This window comes from Microbulbifer sp. ABF4_143, assembly GCF_056160225.1.
On the sequence record NZ_JBSWWT010000017.1, the window covers coordinates 1 to 15,013 of the forward strand.

Annotated in this window: 14 protein-coding genes and 1 other RNA gene; 12 read left to right on the top strand and 3 right to left on the bottom strand. The window is 64.8% G+C overall.

Going from position 1 to position 15,013, the window contains the following annotated elements:
• Window positions 1–212: 212 nt before the first annotated feature.
• Window positions 213–1,619 carry an alanine/glycine:cation symporter family protein gene (locus ACXAF3_RS13520; protein WP_475112840.1) on the top strand — a complete coding sequence of 469 codons (1,407 nt, stop codon included), beginning with the start codon at window positions 213–215 and terminating at the stop codon, window positions 1,617–1,619.
• A 315-nt stretch (window positions 1,620–1,934) separates the two neighbouring features.
• Window positions 1,935–2,012: non-coding RNA, sX9 sRNA (locus ACXAF3_RS13525), on the top strand.
• 250 nt (window positions 2,013–2,262) lie between these two features.
• Here ACXAF3_RS13525 and ACXAF3_RS13530 read toward each other — a convergent pair.
• Window positions 2,263–2,964, bottom strand: a complete 702-nt coding sequence (locus ACXAF3_RS13530; RefSeq protein ID WP_475112841.1) for a L,D-transpeptidase family protein — start codon at window positions 2,962–2,964, stop codon at window positions 2,263–2,265.
• A gap of 323 nt (window positions 2,965–3,287) precedes the next feature.
• Here ACXAF3_RS13530 and ACXAF3_RS13535 point away from each other — a divergent pair, with 323 nt between their 5' ends.
• Together ACXAF3_RS13535 and ACXAF3_RS13540 are read left to right on the top strand one after the other, a co-directional pair.
• Window positions 3,288–3,638 carry a hypothetical protein gene (locus ACXAF3_RS13535; RefSeq protein WP_475112842.1) on the top strand — a complete coding sequence of 117 codons (351 nt, stop codon included), beginning with the start codon at window positions 3,288–3,290 and terminating at the stop codon, window positions 3,636–3,638.
• A gap of 74 nt (window positions 3,639–3,712) precedes the next feature.
• Complete coding sequence (locus tag ACXAF3_RS13540; RefSeq protein WP_475112843.1) at window positions 3,713–4,153, top strand: hypothetical protein; 441 nt, start codon at window positions 3,713–3,715, stop codon at window positions 4,151–4,153.
• 312 nt (window positions 4,154–4,465) lie between these two features.
• On the opposite strand, the gene ACXAF3_RS13545 is transcribed toward ACXAF3_RS13540, so the two are convergent.
• Together ACXAF3_RS13545 and malT are read right to left on the bottom strand one after the other, a co-directional pair.
• Entirely contained in the window at window positions 4,466–6,112 is a 1,647-nt protein-coding gene (locus ACXAF3_RS13545; RefSeq protein WP_475112844.1) for an alpha-amylase family glycosyl hydrolase, read from the bottom strand.
• Between the two features lie 237 nt (window positions 6,113–6,349).
• Window positions 6,350–9,064, bottom strand: a complete 2,715-nt coding sequence (gene malT, locus ACXAF3_RS13550) for an HTH-type transcriptional regulator MalT (protein ID WP_475112845.1) — start codon at window positions 9,062–9,064, stop codon at window positions 6,350–6,352.
• 237 nt (window positions 9,065–9,301) lie between these two features.
• Between malT and ACXAF3_RS13555 the strand changes: the two genes are divergently transcribed.
• From ACXAF3_RS13555 to ACXAF3_RS13590, 8 genes are all read left to right on the top strand, one after another.
• Entirely contained in the window at window positions 9,302–10,195 is an 894-nt protein-coding gene (locus ACXAF3_RS13555; RefSeq protein ID WP_475112846.1) for a hypothetical protein, read from the top strand.
• A gap of 35 nt (window positions 10,196–10,230) precedes the next feature.
• Window positions 10,231–10,881, top strand: a complete 651-nt coding sequence (locus ACXAF3_RS13560) for an MBL fold metallo-hydrolase (RefSeq protein WP_475112847.1) — start codon at window positions 10,231–10,233, stop codon at window positions 10,879–10,881.
• A 7-nt stretch (window positions 10,882–10,888) separates the two neighbouring features.
• On the top strand, window positions 10,889–11,449 hold the full coding sequence (locus tag ACXAF3_RS13565) for a DUF2799 domain-containing protein (RefSeq protein WP_475112848.1): 561 nt from the start codon (window positions 10,889–10,891) through the stop codon (window positions 11,447–11,449).
• A 72-nt stretch (window positions 11,450–11,521) separates the two neighbouring features.
• Window positions 11,522–11,953, top strand: coding sequence for a hotdog fold thioesterase (locus ACXAF3_RS13570; protein WP_475112849.1), 432 nt, complete (start codon window positions 11,522–11,524; stop codon window positions 11,951–11,953).
• The gene (locus tag ACXAF3_RS13575; protein WP_475112850.1) at window positions 11,950–12,654 is read left to right on the top strand and encodes a M48 family metallopeptidase; all 705 of its coding nucleotides are present in this window, start codon (window positions 11,950–11,952) and stop codon (window positions 12,652–12,654) included. The genes ACXAF3_RS13570 and ACXAF3_RS13575 overlap by 4 nt, the downstream gene beginning before the upstream one ends.
• A gap of 125 nt (window positions 12,655–12,779) precedes the next feature.
• Window positions 12,780–14,162, top strand: a complete 1,383-nt coding sequence (gene rlmD, locus ACXAF3_RS13580; protein ID WP_475112851.1) for a 23S rRNA (uracil(1939)-C(5))-methyltransferase RlmD — start codon at window positions 12,780–12,782, stop codon at window positions 14,160–14,162.
• 68 nt (window positions 14,163–14,230) lie between these two features.
• Window positions 14,231–14,599 (top strand): DUF2750 domain-containing protein, encoded by a 369-nt coding sequence (locus ACXAF3_RS13585; protein WP_475112852.1) that lies wholly within the window; start codon window positions 14,231–14,233, stop codon window positions 14,597–14,599.
• 22 nt (window positions 14,600–14,621) lie between these two features.
• The gene (locus ACXAF3_RS13590) at window positions 14,622–14,999 is read left to right on the top strand and encodes a VOC family protein (RefSeq protein ID WP_475112853.1); all 378 of its coding nucleotides are present in this window, start codon (window positions 14,622–14,624) and stop codon (window positions 14,997–14,999) included.
• Window positions 15,000–15,013: the final 14 nt, after the last annotated feature.

Consider the following 15,013-nt stretch of genomic DNA (forward strand, 5'->3'; position numbering starts at 1 on the left):
GCTCTGGCGGTGTTGGTTCGGGGATTGTTGTGTTTTGGCGAACCAAACTTTACCCAGCCAACAACCGCCAGCCTACTTTTTCACGCCAATCTGCGAAGAACCTTTTTTATTTCCCGAACTGTCTTTTCCCGTCGCTTTATTACCGCGCGTTTTTGACAACGGCTTGCAGCGCTCCATAGACTGGTCGGTTAATACATAAGACCAGAGTTCCAATGTCCTTTCTGCAATCCATCGACTCCGCCCTCGCCGCCTTCGCCAACTTCGTCTGGGGGCCCCCGCTGCTGGTACTGCTGGTCGGCGGCGGTCTGGCGTTGCTGATCTACTCCCGCGGCCGGCCCTATCGCCATATCGGCCACAGTATCGATCTGTTGCGCGGCAAATACGACGATCCGAACGATCCCGGCCAGGTGCCGCACCGGCAGGCGCTTTCCACCGCCCTGTCGGGCACTCTCGGGCTCGGCAATATCGCCGGCGTGGCCATCGCGATCAGCACCGGCGGGCCGGGGGCGATTTTCTGGATGTGGGTGACGGCGCTGGTCGGCGTGGCCACCAAGTTCTATACCGCGACGCTGGCGGTCATGTTCCGCGGGCGCGACGCCGCCGGTGAACTGCAGGGCGGACCCATGTATGTGATCCGCGAGGGGCTCGGCAAGAAGTGGATGCCACTGGCGCTGCTGTTTGCGGTGGCGGGCCTGTGCGGCATGCTGCCGGTGTTCCAGTCCAACCAGACGGTGCAGCTGCTGCGGGAATCCTTCGCGGTGCCGCTCGGCTGGGTGCCGGCGGAGGGCTCGCTGCTGTTCGATTTTGCCACCGGCCTGGTGCTGGCCGTGGCGGCCGCGGTGGTGATCGCCGGGCGTATACAGCGTATCGGCAGATTTGCGGTGCGGGTGGTACCGGGTATGGTGCTCTTCTACCTGGCGCTGACGCTGATCGTGATCGGCTATTTCTGGCAGCAGGTGCCGGCCGCCTTCGCGCTGATTTTCTCCGATGCCTTCAGCGGCAAGGCGGCGGCTGGCGGTGCGCTCGGCGCGGTGATTGCCACCGGTATCAGCCGCGGGGCCTTCTCCAATGAGGCCGGTATCGGCACCGAGTCCCTGGCCCACGGCGCGGCCAAGACCCGCGAGCCGATTCGCGAGGGCGTGGTGGCGATGCTGGGGCCGATTGTCGATACGCTGGTGATCTGCACCTGTACCGCGCTGGTGATCCTGCTCACCGGTGTCTGGCAGCAGGGCGGGGGCATCGCCGGGGTGACGCTGACCGCGAGCGCGTTTTCCGAGGTGTTTGGCCACTGGGGGCCGATACTGTTGCTGATGATGGTGCTGCCGCTGGCTTTCAGCACCATGGTCACCTTCTGGTATTACGGCATCAAGTGCTTCGCCTTCCTGTTCGGCAATCGCTGGCAGGGGCTCTACACGGCAGTCTATATCGCGTTGATCGCAATTGGCGCCGTGGCGTCGCTGAACGCGGTCAACAGCATCATTATCGGTATGTACGCAATTATGGCGATTCCGACCATGACCTCCACACTGCTGCTGGCCCGGCATGTGAATCGCGCCGCGCACGACTATTTTGTACGCATGGAAGCCGAAGACAAAGCGAAGCTGGAAGATGCCGCGTGACCAAAAACGTAGATACTATTAACCCGGCGGTTAAATAGATCGGTCCAGCCGCTCCCGCGGCGCTTTCGGCCCTGATCTATTTAGCCGTCGCCCGCTAAATACTGGCGCAGATGTGTGAATCTGCTGGTATTTAGCGGGCTCGCGCCAGCCTGCGGCTGGCGGCGGCACATCCTTGTGCCGCGATTAACCCGGCAATATTTATCGCCGGGTTAATCGGGCGAACCTCGGTTCGCTTTTTTTGGGACGCTCCGCTAGAAGCTGTTTCATAACTACTGCGCGGGCGCCTGGCGGCGTCCGGCGGTGCTCGGCATCCGCATGTACTACTTGTACACTGCGGTGCCTCCGCTCCGGCGGCCACCACCAGCCACCCGCTCGCTACGTTATGAAACAGCTTCTAGGGAACCTCTGAATAACTCCATAGCCTCTCTGCGGGCCCTGAAGCGTGCAGATGCAAGGCGCAGCTCCCAGCGAATGGCCCACCCTTTGCAAGAGCTGCAACGCCGCAGATGCGGCCTTCAGGCCCCGCCCTGCGGGGCTTGCAGAGCGATTCACACTCTGCGTTGCGGCTTCTTGAAAGGTCTAGACATTCCTGCGAAGCCGCGCCTTGATTGTGAACCGCTCTGAAAGCCAGAGGTATCGCGGACTAGGGCACTACGGAAACCTTGGTGCCCACGGTAGCGTTGTTGAAAAAAATCTTCGCCATGTGCCAAGGCAGGCGGATGCAGCCATGGGAAGCCGGATAGCCCGGGACATAGCCCGCGTGCATGGTCACCGGGCCGTTGATACGCATCATGAAGTCCATCGACGCACCGCGGAAAACTGCACCGGGGGGGCGGCGGTGGCGGCGCACATCCACATTGCTGCGCAGCACATAGCCGTTTCTGCTGACATAGTGGCCATACAGATTGGAGCGGTGGTTGTACTTCTTTTCGGAAATCCGAAAGTTGCCGGTAGGTGTCCTGTGCCCTGCCTTGCCGGTGGACACAGGTGAGACACCGGCCAGTTTTCCGCCTTTGTAAAAATAGGCCGTCTGCTCACTGAGATCGATCACGATCCGCGGTGTACCGCCGACAACATCGTGACGCCACCAGGATCGGCCCGTGTATTGCTGGGCGCCCCTGTTCGCATAAGGTGACCTGCTGTAGTAGCGCGAGTCGTAGGTTTGCCGGCTGTACGGGTAGTACTGATTGCGCGAGTTGTTGTAGTAGGCGCGCACATGCGGAGGGAGGTTGTTGGGATCGCGATAATCGGCTCCCTCTGCTACTTCTGTTACCAGAGAAGCGCTGCTGAACACCAGCAGCGCGGCAAGTGACGATCGTTTTAGTAGTGAAAAACGGCTTTGCATTGCGCACCTCTCTATTGCAAATGGGCTTTGCAAACAACAGCGATTTGCGAGCGCTATCCGCTGCGCGAGCTTTCGCGGAACAAAGAGCTCCCGTACGCCTTCACGGCGCGACAGCAGTTTGTGATTTCCCCAGACCAGGCTGCCGGTATGCTCCGGCATGCGCTGCGGAGTGGGATAGCGGCGGCAACTGCCACGGCAAGTGGAATCGATGGTAGCGTCGCCCGCCGGGTACAATTACAAAAATAAAGAATAAGGGTGGGGGTGGTTATAGCGGATGCCGATGCTTTGTCTGTCGAGGCCTTGGCGATAAGGAGGAGATTTCTATGAATTGGCTGGAAATGACCGATGAAGCGGTGATGAGCATTGCCGACCCGATCATGAATAACCTGATGCAGGCATCCACCGATATCGATCACCGGAGACATGTGCGCGATTTCAGTAAGCGGCTGAAAAAGATCGTCACAAAAGAGAATCTCGAGGCGCAGTGTCGCGCCTATCAGGCGGAGCTGGGTGTCTTTTCCCGGCGGGAGCTGGTGGGGATATTCCGAAAGCGCCGCGATGTCAGAGTATTCTGGCGGCAGTGGTACAGCAGGTCGGACGATGAGTTTGTCGCCTTTCTGCATCTGGTGGAGAATGGCGGAAAGGTGGAGGTGGTCAATGTCTCGGTGTCGTAACCGGCTGAAATGCGTACTGCCTGCGCCGGAATATTCCCACACCCTGAACAGACATTTGACGTTGGCGGAGCAGCATGAAGCAACTATCTGAGCTGGCGATAAGAATTTTCGCCGCCTATCTGGTTCTCGGCAGCCTCAGCGGCGGCCTGAACCTGGTTCTCGCCTCCGGCGTCTTGGAGCAGGGGGAAGTCGGTCGACTGCTGCCGGTAGTCGGTGGCCTGTTGGTCCCGATTGTCGCTGGTATCCTGCTGTGGCTTGTGGCCGGGCGCATCGCGGAAAAATGGGCGGGATCCGCGGAGCCTCCGCCCGCACTCAGCGAGCCTGGCCTAGTGTCGGCCGGAACCTTTTTGCTCGGTGTCTACTGGCTGCTGCGATCGGTTGGAATCCTGGTTGGGCAGTACTCCGAACAGGGCGGCGTCAACTACGGCGCCGGGCTGGTGCTGTTGATTTCGCTGTTTCTGATTCTCGGCAACAGGTTTGTCGTCCGGATTTATCACAGGCTGCGCGGCGCCTAGGGAACCTCTGAAGAACTCCACAGCCTCTCTGCGGGCTATTCGCGGCGAGCTGCGCTTAACATCTGCAGCCTTCAGGCCCCGCAGAGACATTACGGACTTAATCAGAGGTTCCCTAGGGATTAATTCCGCAATAAAAAAGCCGGCACAGGGCCGGCGAGGGAAGCAGACGTCGAAAGGAGAGACGCGCATTAAAACTGCTTGGGGGTAGGGCGAAGCGCCCCGGTGGACGAATGGCGGTTCTGGCACCGGGGCGCTTCTTAAACTTCCGATTTTCTTTTCTGTAGCTTTTATCCGGTAGGATGGGCAAACGGTCTATTTCTTCAGGTGCAGCACCCGCGCGCCGGCCAGTGGCAGCGTCAATCGTTGACCGTCGCGCTCGCCGGCGAACTGCTGCGGGGTTATATCCTCGGCGTGCGCGAATTCCGCCGGTACATCGAAGGTCTCCGCGCTCTTGCCCAGATTCAGCGCAATCAGATATTCCTCGTTTGCGCCACGGCGGTAGAACACCAGCAGGTCGTTACCGGTATCCACCACCTCCTGCTCGGCGGTGGCCAGTGCCGGCGATTGTTGCTTGTGCCAGTCGAGCAGGGCGCGGAAGCGGTTCAGCATCGAGTGCGGATCTTTTTCCTGCAGGCTGACGGCCTTGTGGTGGTGCTCCTCCGGCACCGGCAGCCAGGGTTTGACCCTGGAGAAGCCGGCGTTGATCTCGCCGCTGTTGACCCAGGGCATCGGGGTGCGGCAGCCGTCGCGGCCCTTGAATTCCGGCCACAGGTTGATGCCGTAGGGGTCCACCAGATCCTCGAAGGCGATATCCGCCTCCGGCAGGCCCAGCTCCTCGCCCTGGTACAGGCAGACGCTGCCGCGCAGGGTCAGCTGCATCAGCAGAAACAGCGGCGCGCGCGCAAGGGCTTGTTCCGGCTCGAAGCCCTTGTTCCAGCGGGTGAAGGAGCGCGGCACGTCGTGGTTGCTGATGGACCAGCAGGGCCAGCCCCGCTCGATCACCTCGCGGTTCTTCTCCAGGGTGTTGCGCAGGAAGCCGGCGCTGCTCTCCTCGGTCAGCAGGTCGAAGGAATAGGCCATGTTCAGGCGCTCGCCGGTGGTGTACTCGGCCATGATCTTGTGGGTGTTGTCATCGCCCACCTCGCCCATGGTGATGGTGCCCGGGTACTGGTTCATCAGCTGGCGCACCCGCTGCAGAAACACCAGGTTTTCCGGCTGGGACTTGTCGTGCACATGCCACTGGTACTGGTAGGTGTTGACCGGCGGCAGGCCCTTTTCATCCAGCTCCAGCGGGCGCGGCGGGTTGTCGGCCAGGGACTGGTTGTGGAAGGCGTGGTTGATCGCATCCAGGCGGAAGCCGTCCACGCCGCGGTCGAGCCAGAATTTCAGGTCCGCCAGCAGCTGTTCCTGAACCTCCGGATTGTGCAGGTTCAGGTCCGGCTGTTCCTTCAGGAAGTTGGTCAGGTAGTACTGGCGGCGGCGGGTACACCAGCGCCAGGCGCTGCCGCCGAAGTTGGACATCCAGTTGTTGGGCGCGCTGCCGTCCGGCTTGGGGTCGGCCCACACATACCAGTCTGCCTTGGGGTTGTCGCGGCTGGAACGGCTCTCCTCGAACCAGGGGTGCTGGTCGGAGGAGTGGCTCAGTATCTGGTCGATGATGACTCTGAGGCCGCGCTGGTGTGCGGCGTCGATCAGGCGGTCGAAATCGGCGAGACTGCCGAAGATCGGGTCCACGTCGCGGTAGTCGGACACGTCGTAGCCGAAATCCGCCATCGGCGACTTGAAGAAGGGGGATATCCAGATGGCGTCCACACCGAGGGACTGGACATAGTCGAGCTTCTTGGTGATGCCCGGCAGGTCGCCGATACCGTCGCCGTTGGCGTCGCAGAAGCTGCGCGGGTATATCTGGTAGATAACGCCGTTGCGCCACCAGTCGCCGTTGTTGGTGTTGCCGCTCATAGGTTACTGCCTATTTCATTATTCGATAGCGCGGGCGGGGCCCGCTCCTATAAGGATAGGGTCAGTATGGCGCCGCGCGCCGCGGGCTTCCTCCTCCCCGCCGAGGGGGGAGGGGGTAGGATTGGCAGGTTTGGCGTTTGTCTCCCTGTAGGAGCGGCCCATGGCCGCGATGGGATTTCCCGTTCCATCCGGAGTTCGATCGCGGCCATGGGCCGCTCCTACAGGGGATGTGCCGGATCAGGGGCGATCCTGCACCGAGCGCAGCATCTGCTCCGCCAGCGCAATCGCCTCCTGGCGGTCCTTGACGTCCAGCTTCTGGTACAGGCTGCGGATATGGGTCTTGATGGTGCTCGGCGCGACCTTGAAGTGGCGCGCGATGCGCTCGTTGGAGAGGCCCGAGTGGATCGCGTTCAGCACCTGCCACTCGCGCGGCGTCAGCGGCGAGTGGCGCAGGAAGTCCGGCACAGCGTCGCTGTCGAGTATCTCCCTGATGATGGTCTCGTCCAGCTCTATGCGGATGCCGCCGTCCAGCTCCGGCTGCTGCTGCGCCAGGCGGATCAGCTCCTGCGCCCGGTCGCTCTCCGCATCGCCGAGCCCCCGCTCGAGCGCCGCTTTCAGTATCACGATCAGCGGCTTGCCAATCTGCAGGAAGCTGGCGCTGAAGTCGCGTTCGGCGGCGATGCCGAGGGCCTCGCGGATCGCGTCTGTGGCGCCGTCGCGCTCTTCGCGCAGCCACAGCAGCTGGGCCTCCAGCACCAGGTTGCGCAGGCGGTCGGTGACCAGGCCGCAGTCCCGCGCCGTCTGCTGCAGGCGGCTGAGCAGGCGGCCCGCGTCGGACCAGCGGTGCAGTTCGATCAGCGCGCGCACATGGTTGCGGCCGTGGCACTGCTCGAAGTGGTTGCTGGGCCTGTCCGCCACCGGCTCCGCCTGTTCCAGCCACGCCTGTATGGCCTGCTGCTGGCCCAGCGCCTGCCAGGCGCGCATGCGCGCGGCGTCGGCGTTGGCGACCCAGTCGCGGTGGTAGCGCTCCGTCTGCAGCAGCCGGTCGATGCGCGCCAGCCACTCGAGGGATTCCTCTTTCTCGCCCCTGGCCTGGGCCACTTTCAACAGCAGTGTGTATTCGGGCAGCAGCCAGCGCTCGCCCACCTTGCGGTTGATCTGCATACCGCGGCGCGCGCACTGGGCCGCCTCGTCCAGTTCGCCGCGCTCCCACATCAGCTGGCCGCGCAGGCGGCAGATAAATTCGGAGATGGGCAGGCCGCTCAGGTGGTGGTCCTGCACCAGCTGTTGGGCGCGGGCCTGCAGCGCGGCGGCCTTTTTCAGCAGCCCCTGGGCGATGGCGATCTCGGTCTGCTGGCAGATGGCCCAGGCGGCGCTGGGGTAGTCGTGTTCGGCCAGGGCCAGCGCCTCCACCTCCTGCATATGTGCGCTGGCGGCCTCCAGTTCGCCGAGGCAGAAGCCGGTCTCGCCGGTGACCAGCAGGGCCGCGATGCGCTCGCCGGTCTGGTCGTCGCGCAGCAGTTTCAGCGCCTCCTCGGCGTACTCCTTGGCCAGCAGTGTCTGGCCGCGGGCCACGGCGGCCTGGGCGCGCGCGGCGGCGAAGGCGCCCTCGGAGTCGCGCCACTGGCGCGGGTCCTCGCGCTGCAGCCAGCTCTCGGCGGCGGCCAGCAGCTTCTCACAGTGGTCGTGCTCGAAGTTGTCGCGCGCCATGCGCGCCGCCAGCAGGGTGAAGCGGGCGTTGCGCCGCAGCTCGTCGGCGCCGAGCCAGTCGAGGCAGTCCTTCACGACCCGGGGCTGGCCCTCGCGCAGCAGCTGTTCGCCCTGCTGGGCGAGCAGCTGTCGCAGCCGCTCGCGGTCCTCCGCCGCCAGCGCGTGGCGCAGCGCCTCCTGCGGCTGGCCCAGCTGCTGCCAGGTGTCGCAGGCGGCGCGGTGCAGTGCCTGCAGGCGCGTGCGGTCGGTGAGCTGGCGCTGCAGGAAGCGGGCGAACACCGGGTGGTAGCGGAACCACTGGCGGCTGGAGTCCTGCGCCTGCAGAAAGAGGCCGCGCCGCGCGGCCTGTTCCAGCAGCTGCTGGCCGCCTTCGAGACCGCTCAGCTGCTCCGCCAGTTGCGCGTTGACGCGGGTCAGTATCGAGGTGCTGGCGAGCAGTTCGCGCAGCTGTGGGTCCAGGCGTTCGAGCACCTCCTCGGCCAGGTAGTCGAGGATATGGCTGTGGCCGCGCTCCAGTTCGGCCAGGTAGCGGTCCACCTCCTCGCGGCTGCGCACCGACAGCGCGAACAACTGCACCGCCGGCGGCCAGCCCTCGCTCAACTGGTGCAGCTGGACGGCGCGGTCGCTGTCGAGGGGGAAGGGCAGCCGCTGCTCGAGCAGCTGCGCGATTTCGTCGGTGTTCAGGGCCAGTTCGTCGCTGCCCAGCTCCAGCAGGCGCCCCTGCACGCGCAGCGAGGCCAGGCCCAGCGGCGGCTGGCTGCGGCTGGTCAGCACCACGCCGATACCGGCCGGCGCGTGGCGCAGCAGGAAGCGGGTGGCGTCGTGCACCGCCTCGCTGTCGATCTGGTGGTAGTCGTCGAGCACTATGCGCAGCTCGCTCGGCAGGCCGCGCAGCTCCGCCAGCAGCTGGCTGATCACCAGCGCCGGTTCCGGGCGCTGCTGCGCGGCGAGCAGCTTGTGGGTCTCGGGCACGCCGTTGCCGGTGGCGCGGTGCACGCTCTCCACCAGGTAGCGGCAGAACTGGCTGGGCTCGTTGTCGCTGGCGTCCAGGGAGTACCAGGCCACCGGGTTGTCCTGCGCCGCGGCCCAGGAGGAGACCAGCGTGGTCTTGCCGTAGCCGGCCGGCGCGGTGACCAGCAGCAGCTGGTCGCTGTGGCTGTCGTTCAGCAGCGACAGCAGGCGCGGGCGCGCCAGCGTGTGTTCCGGGCAGTCCGGCAGGCTGTATTTGGAGGTCAGTAGCATCGCGGAGCGCGGGTTGTCCTGAGTGATTTTTATACAGGCGTAATTATGCATCATGAGGGTGGCACGGGGACAGGGGCATGACATCCCCCTCTGGCAGGGGGGAGGCGGGCCCCCACTTTTTGCCTCCGGCGGGGTCAGGTGGTAGCTTTTCGCGATCAGCGGTGCCCGATGCACGATAACGATTGGTGCGCGATTTGTTTGCGTGCCGGATAGAAGAATAAAAATATAGGGGCGAATATGGCGGATATAGTCATCCTGGCGGCGCCGGGCATGGGGGCGGTGGACGAGCGTTTTGCCGAGCCGCTGTTCGCGGCGCTGCGCGAGGGGCTCGGCGACGACTGGTCGCGCCTGCACTGCGACACCATCCTGTGTCAGGGCCACTTGCAGGGCAATATCGAGCGGGTCTTCGACGGTATGCAGAAGCGCGATATGGATTTTCTGCGCGCGCGCAAATTCATGCTCTACGGCATGGCCGAGAGCGCCGCGCAGCTGGCGGATATCCAGCGGCGCGGCGGCAACTACGAAAAGACCCAGCAGGCCATCTATGCGACGCTGGAGAAGGCCGCCGCCGCGGCGTCCGACACAGCGCCGGTGGTGCTGCTCAGCCATTCGGTGGGCTGCGTCTATCTGTCCAACTACCTCTGGGACGCCCAGCGCCCCAGCATCAACCACGGCATCTGGCGCGACGGCGGCCCCCGCGGCGTGCACAAGGGCTCCGCGCGGGACCTGTTCCTGCGCCTGAAGACCCTGAGCCACTGGTACACCCTCGGCGCCAGCAATCCGCTCTGGTGCGCCGGTATGCCGCGCGACCAGATACACGCGGTGACTTCCGACACCCGCGGCTACAACTTCCGCTGGAAGAACTTCTACCACCCGGACGATCTGTTCGGCTGGCCGCTGAAGCCGCTGTCCCCCTCCTACAACCAGGCGGTGTACCGCGACTACGAGACGCGCCCGCTGGCGGACTGGGGCGGCACCCAGTGGGGACCGCAGCTGGTCGCGCACGATGGCTACTGGCGCAGCGAGATGGTGCAGCAACAGCTGCTGGAAGACCTGCGCGAACTGCTGAAGAAGAGCCGCGCGCGCCGCCCGGCGGCCGCGGCGCGAACTCCGGGCGCGGTCACGGTATAATCCGGCGCTCGATTCCCAGTTGGTGGTTACCCCCTATGGCGCTGCAATTTCACACGGTTCCGGTCACGCCCTTCCAGCAGAACTGCACCCTGCTCTGGTGTGACGACAGCAAACGGGCCGCGGTGGTGGATCCGGGCGGTGACCTGGACAGGATCCTCGCCGCGGTCGACGAGCGCGGTCTGAAGCTGGAGAAGATACTGCTGACTCACGGCCACCTGGACCATGTCGGCGGTACCGCGGCGCTGTCCCGGCGGCTGCAGCTGCCGGTCGAGGGCCCCCACGAGGCCGACAACTTCTGGATAGAGCAGCTGCCGCTGCAGGCGCAGATGTTCGGCTTCCCGGCGGTGGAGGTCTTTACCCCGGACCGCTGGCTGGTCCAGGGCGACACGGTCACCGTCGGCGACGAGGTGCTGGAGGTGCACCACTGCCCCGGTCACACTCCGGGCCATGTGATCTTCTTCCACCGCCCGAGCGAACTGGCGCTGGTGGGCGATGTGCTCTTCGCCGGCTCCATCGGCCGCACCGATTTCCCCCAGGGCGACCACGACACCCTGATCCGCTCCATCACCGAAAAGCTGTGGCCGCTCGGCGACTCGGTGCGCTTTATTCCCGGCCACGGCCCCATGTCCACCTTCGGCCAGGAGCGCGAGACCAATCCCTTCGTCGCCGACAAGCGTTTTGGCTGATTCCGTCATGAGGATCGCAAGGCGCCTTCTGTTACTGTTGCCCGCCCTGCTGGCCGGCTGCGCCCTGGTCTCCGAGGAGGAGTGCCGCGCCGGTCTCTGGTACGAGCGCGGCCTGCAGGACGGCGCCCGCGGGCGCGGCCAGGGGCTCGTCTACGAGATAGCGCAGAAATGCCGCGAGTACGGCGTGCGGGTGGACAGCGAGGCCTGGCTGCGCGGCCACGAGGAGGGCGTGGAGCAGTTCTGCACGCCGGAGAACGGCTACTACCAGGGCCGCCGCGGCAACGGCTACGAGGGTGTCTGCACCGGCCCTGGCGCCGACCTGTTTATGGCCGAATACCGGCGCGGCCTGGCGGACTACCGGGTGGAAATGGAATACCGCCGCCTGGCCCAGCGCCACGACGATATCGAGCGGCAGCTCTTCGCGGTCAACGCCGCGCTGGCGAACGCCGAGGACGAAGACAGCATCCGCGCCCTGCAATTCCGCCGCAGCGCGCTCAGGCGGGAACTGAGCCTGCTGGATCTGCAGCTGCACCGCTTCGGCTTTTTCGGCTTCGGCCTTTTTTATTGATTCGAAAGACTGGCTCCCCGCAGATCCACATCCCCAGTCCTATCCACGAGTATCACTATCGGAAGTAATTGCATGGCAATCTGGCACACCAAACCGACTCTGGAGCAGCTGAACGAGAGCACTGCCGGCTGCATGCCCGGCCATATCGGTCTCGAGATCACCGAGATAGGCGACGACTACCTGGTGGGCACACTGCCGGTGGACGCGCGCACCCGCCAGCCGTTCGGCATTCTGCACGGCGGCGCCAGCGTGGTGCTGGCGGAGACCCTCGGCTCCATCGGCGCCAACCTGGTGGTGGATACGGAAAAGTTCTACTGCGTCGGCCAGGAGATCAACGCCAACCACCTGCGCCCGGTGGCCGAGGGCGAGGTCACCGGCACCGCCAGGCCGGTGCATATCGGCCGCAGCAGCCAGGTGTGGGAGATCCGCATCTGCGACCCGAACGGCAAACTGAACTGCATCTCCCGCATCACCATGGCGGTGGTGCCCCACGGCGGCCGATGAGCGGCGATCAGCGCTTCGTCTACGAGGATATCGCCTACCGCCTGGTGCGCTCGCCCCGGCGCAAGCGCCTGGGACTGGTGCTGGCGGAATCCGGCGTCGAGGTGCGCATCCCCGAGCGCTGTGCGGCGCGCCACGGACACAGGTTCCTGCAGGAAAACATCCAGTGGGTGCGCGCACAGCTGCTCGCCGCCGGCGAGCGCGCGGCGCAGGTGCCGCGCTACCGCTACGATTTCGGCGAGGCTTTTCCGTGGCTCGGAAACGCGCTGTTGCTGCAGCGCGCGGCGCGCTCCGCAGACAGCGGTATCGGCGCGGCCATCCGCCTGTACACCCGCCACAGCCAGCCGGACGCGGATCAGTTGCAGGCGGCGCTGCAGCGCCTCTACCAGCGCGAGGCGCTGGCGCTGCTGACGGAAAAGTCGCAGCGGCTGGCCGAGCACCTCGGACTCGAGTTTGCCTCGGTGCGCGTGCGCCGCACCAAGAGCAAGTGGGGCCACTGCACTATCCGCGGCGAGCTGCAGTACAACTGGCTGGTGTGCCTGGCCCCGGAGCCGGTGGTGGACTACCTGGTGGCCCACGAGGTCTGCCACCTGCGCCACCACAACCACAGCCGCGATTTCTGGCAGCTGGTGCAGAGCGTCTGCCCGCGCTACAAGGAATTGCGCCGCTGGTTGCGGGACAATGGCCACAGGCTCGTTCTCTAATGCCGTGGGAAGGTAACCTCCTGTAGGAGCCTGCTCGCCGGCGAATATCTCGTGATACGAAATGGCTCCGCTGTTCGCCTGCGAGCAGGCTCCTACAATCACAAATCCGATTTGCCTTTTGATCTATGGCCAAGAAGCCCCGTTTCTATACGCCGAAAAAATCCGCCGACAGGCCGCTGCCGAAAAATGCCGAGGCGCGGGTGGAAAAATTCAGCCACGATATGCGCGGCATCGCCCGCGTCGGCGGCAAGGCGGTGTTTATCGACAATGCGCTGCCCGGCGAGACGGTCGAATTCAAGTACAGCGCGCGCCGCGCGCGCTTCGACGAGGGCGCGGCGGTGAAAATCCTGCAGCCGTCCGCGCAGCGCTGCGAAGCGCGCTGCCCGCACGTGGACCTGTGCGGCGGCTGCTCGGTACAGCACCTGCGGCCCGAGGCGCAGATCGCGGAGAAACAGCAGATTCTGCTGGACCAGCTGGCGCGCTTCGGCGGCGTGGCGGTGCCGGAAATACTGCCGCCGCTGGTGGCCGAGCCCTTCGGCTACCGGCGCAGGGGGCGTATCGGTATCCGCTGTGTGAAAACGCCCTCGGGCAAAAAAACGCTGCTGTTCGGCTTCCGCAAAAAGCGCTCCAACGACCTGACCGATATCAACGAGTGCCATGTGCTGCACCCGGCCATCGCCGGGCAGATACCGCGCCTGAAGCGGCTGGTGGCCGACAGCGACGGCCGCGCGCACTTCTCGCAGCTGGAGGTGGCGGTGGGCGAGGACGCTGCGGCCATAGTGCTGCGCCATCTGAGGCCGCTGGGCGAGGCGGACAGGGCGCGCTGGCTGGCCTTTGCCGAAGACACCGGCATCCACCTGTACCTGCAGCCCGGCGACGCGGCCAGCGCGCACCGGATCTGGCCCGAGGGCGGCGAAGCGCGGCTGAGTTACGCGCTGCCGGAGTTCGATCTGAGCCTGCGCTTTCACCCGCTGGACTTCGTGCAGGTCAATTTCGCGATCAACCGCCAGATGGTCAGCCGCGCCGTCGCACTGCTGGATCCACAGCCCGGTGAGCGGGTGCTGGATCTCTTCTGCGGCCTCGGCAATTTCACCCTGCCGCTGGCGCGCCGCGCGCGCCAAGTGGTCGGCGTGGAGGGCGAGGGCGGCCTGACCCGGCGCGGCGCCGACAATGCGGTGCTAAACGGCCTCGACAATGTGCAGTTCCACTCCGCCGATCTGACCCGCGACATAGCCGCGCAGCCCTGGGCCGCCGGCGGTTTCGACAGGATTCTGCTGGACCCGCCGCGCAGCGGTGCGCTGGAAGTGGTGCGGCAACTGGCCCGCTTCGGGGCCAAGCGGATCGTCTATGTGTCCTGCAATCCGGCCACGCTGGCACGGGACGCGGGCGAGCTGGCGGCACTCGGTTACCGCCTTGTGCAAGCCGGTGTGATGGATATGTTCCCGCACACGGATCACGTCGAATCCATGGCGCTGTTCGACAGGGTGAAAACCGATCGGATTCGATGAGCGGCGCAGTCGTTGGTGCCCCAACAAATCTGGCGTAAACTGCGCTGAAATTCCAGAGAAACAAATCCATGCAAGTCGAACCCCTGAGTGACGATTTCGAAGACAACTGTGCCCGCTTCCTGCCCGAGGCCGCCGAGCAGGGCTGTGTCTGGGCGCTGGAGGGGGAAGAGGGTTTCGCGCTGTGCGAGTCGGAAAAGTACCCGCAGACCGAGGTCATGCCCTTCTGGTCCCGGCGCGAGTTCGCCGAGATACACACCGAAGGGGAGTGGGCCGGCTACCGGGTCGTGGCCATCGACCTGGAGGAGTTTATGGACGACTGGCTGACTGGCATGCACGACGACGTCTTGCTGGCGGGTATCAACTGGAATGCGGAGCTGGAAGGCATAGAGCTGGAGCCGCTGGACCTGCTCGAACAGCTGGAGCAGGAGCTGCAGTAACCCGGAAAGTAAGGAGGCGCCCATGGGACAGTTTCTCGGCCTGCGCACCGTCATCTACGGCGTCACGGATATCGCCGAGGCCAAGGCCTGGTACTCCCAGCTGCTGGAGCAGGCGCCCTGTTTCGACAGCGAGTGCTATGTGGGCTTCAATGTCGGCGGCTTCGAGCTGGGTTTGAATCCGGATGCGCGCAGCGTCACCAGCCGCGCTGACGGCGTCGTCGCCTATTGGGGCGTGCGCGATATCGCCGCCCAGGTGGAGCGCCTCAACGCACTGGGCGCGCGCCAGCACGGCGAGATCGTCGAGCGGGGGGAGGGGATACGGATGGCCAGTTTCCTCGATCCCTACGGCAACATTTTCGGATTGATAGAAAGCCCGCAGTTCACGCAGCAGGATCAGTAACCGGAGCAGTTCCC

Coding starts and splice junctions, on each gene's coding strand:
- ACXAF3_RS13520 (WP_475112840.1), top strand. CDS start 213: ATGTCCTTTCTGCAATCCATCGACTCCGCCCTCGCCGCCTTCGCCAAC.
- ACXAF3_RS13530 (WP_475112841.1), bottom strand. CDS start 2,964: ATGCAAAGCCGTTTTTCACTACTAAAACGATCGTCACTTGCCGCGCTG.
- ACXAF3_RS13535 (WP_475112842.1), top strand. CDS start 3,288: ATGAATTGGCTGGAAATGACCGATGAAGCGGTGATGAGCATTGCCGAC.
- ACXAF3_RS13540 (WP_475112843.1), top strand. CDS start 3,713: ATGAAGCAACTATCTGAGCTGGCGATAAGAATTTTCGCCGCCTATCTG.
- ACXAF3_RS13545 (WP_475112844.1), bottom strand. CDS start 6,112: ATGAGCGGCAACACCAACAACGGCGACTGGTGGCGCAACGGCGTTATC.
- malT (WP_475112845.1), bottom strand. CDS start 9,064: ATGCTACTGACCTCCAAATACAGCCTGCCGGACTGCCCGGAACACACG.
- ACXAF3_RS13555 (WP_475112846.1), top strand. CDS start 9,302: ATGGCGGATATAGTCATCCTGGCGGCGCCGGGCATGGGGGCGGTGGAC.
- ACXAF3_RS13560 (WP_475112847.1), top strand. CDS start 10,231: ATGGCGCTGCAATTTCACACGGTTCCGGTCACGCCCTTCCAGCAGAAC.
- ACXAF3_RS13565 (WP_475112848.1), top strand. CDS start 10,889: ATGAGGATCGCAAGGCGCCTTCTGTTACTGTTGCCCGCCCTGCTGGCC.
- ACXAF3_RS13570 (WP_475112849.1), top strand. CDS start 11,522: ATGGCAATCTGGCACACCAAACCGACTCTGGAGCAGCTGAACGAGAGC.
- ACXAF3_RS13575 (WP_475112850.1), top strand. CDS start 11,950: ATGAGCGGCGATCAGCGCTTCGTCTACGAGGATATCGCCTACCGCCTG.
- rlmD (WP_475112851.1), top strand. CDS start 12,780: ATGGCCAAGAAGCCCCGTTTCTATACGCCGAAAAAATCCGCCGACAGG.
- ACXAF3_RS13585 (WP_475112852.1), top strand. CDS start 14,231: ATGCAAGTCGAACCCCTGAGTGACGATTTCGAAGACAACTGTGCCCGC.
- ACXAF3_RS13590 (WP_475112853.1), top strand. CDS start 14,622: ATGGGACAGTTTCTCGGCCTGCGCACCGTCATCTACGGCGTCACGGAT.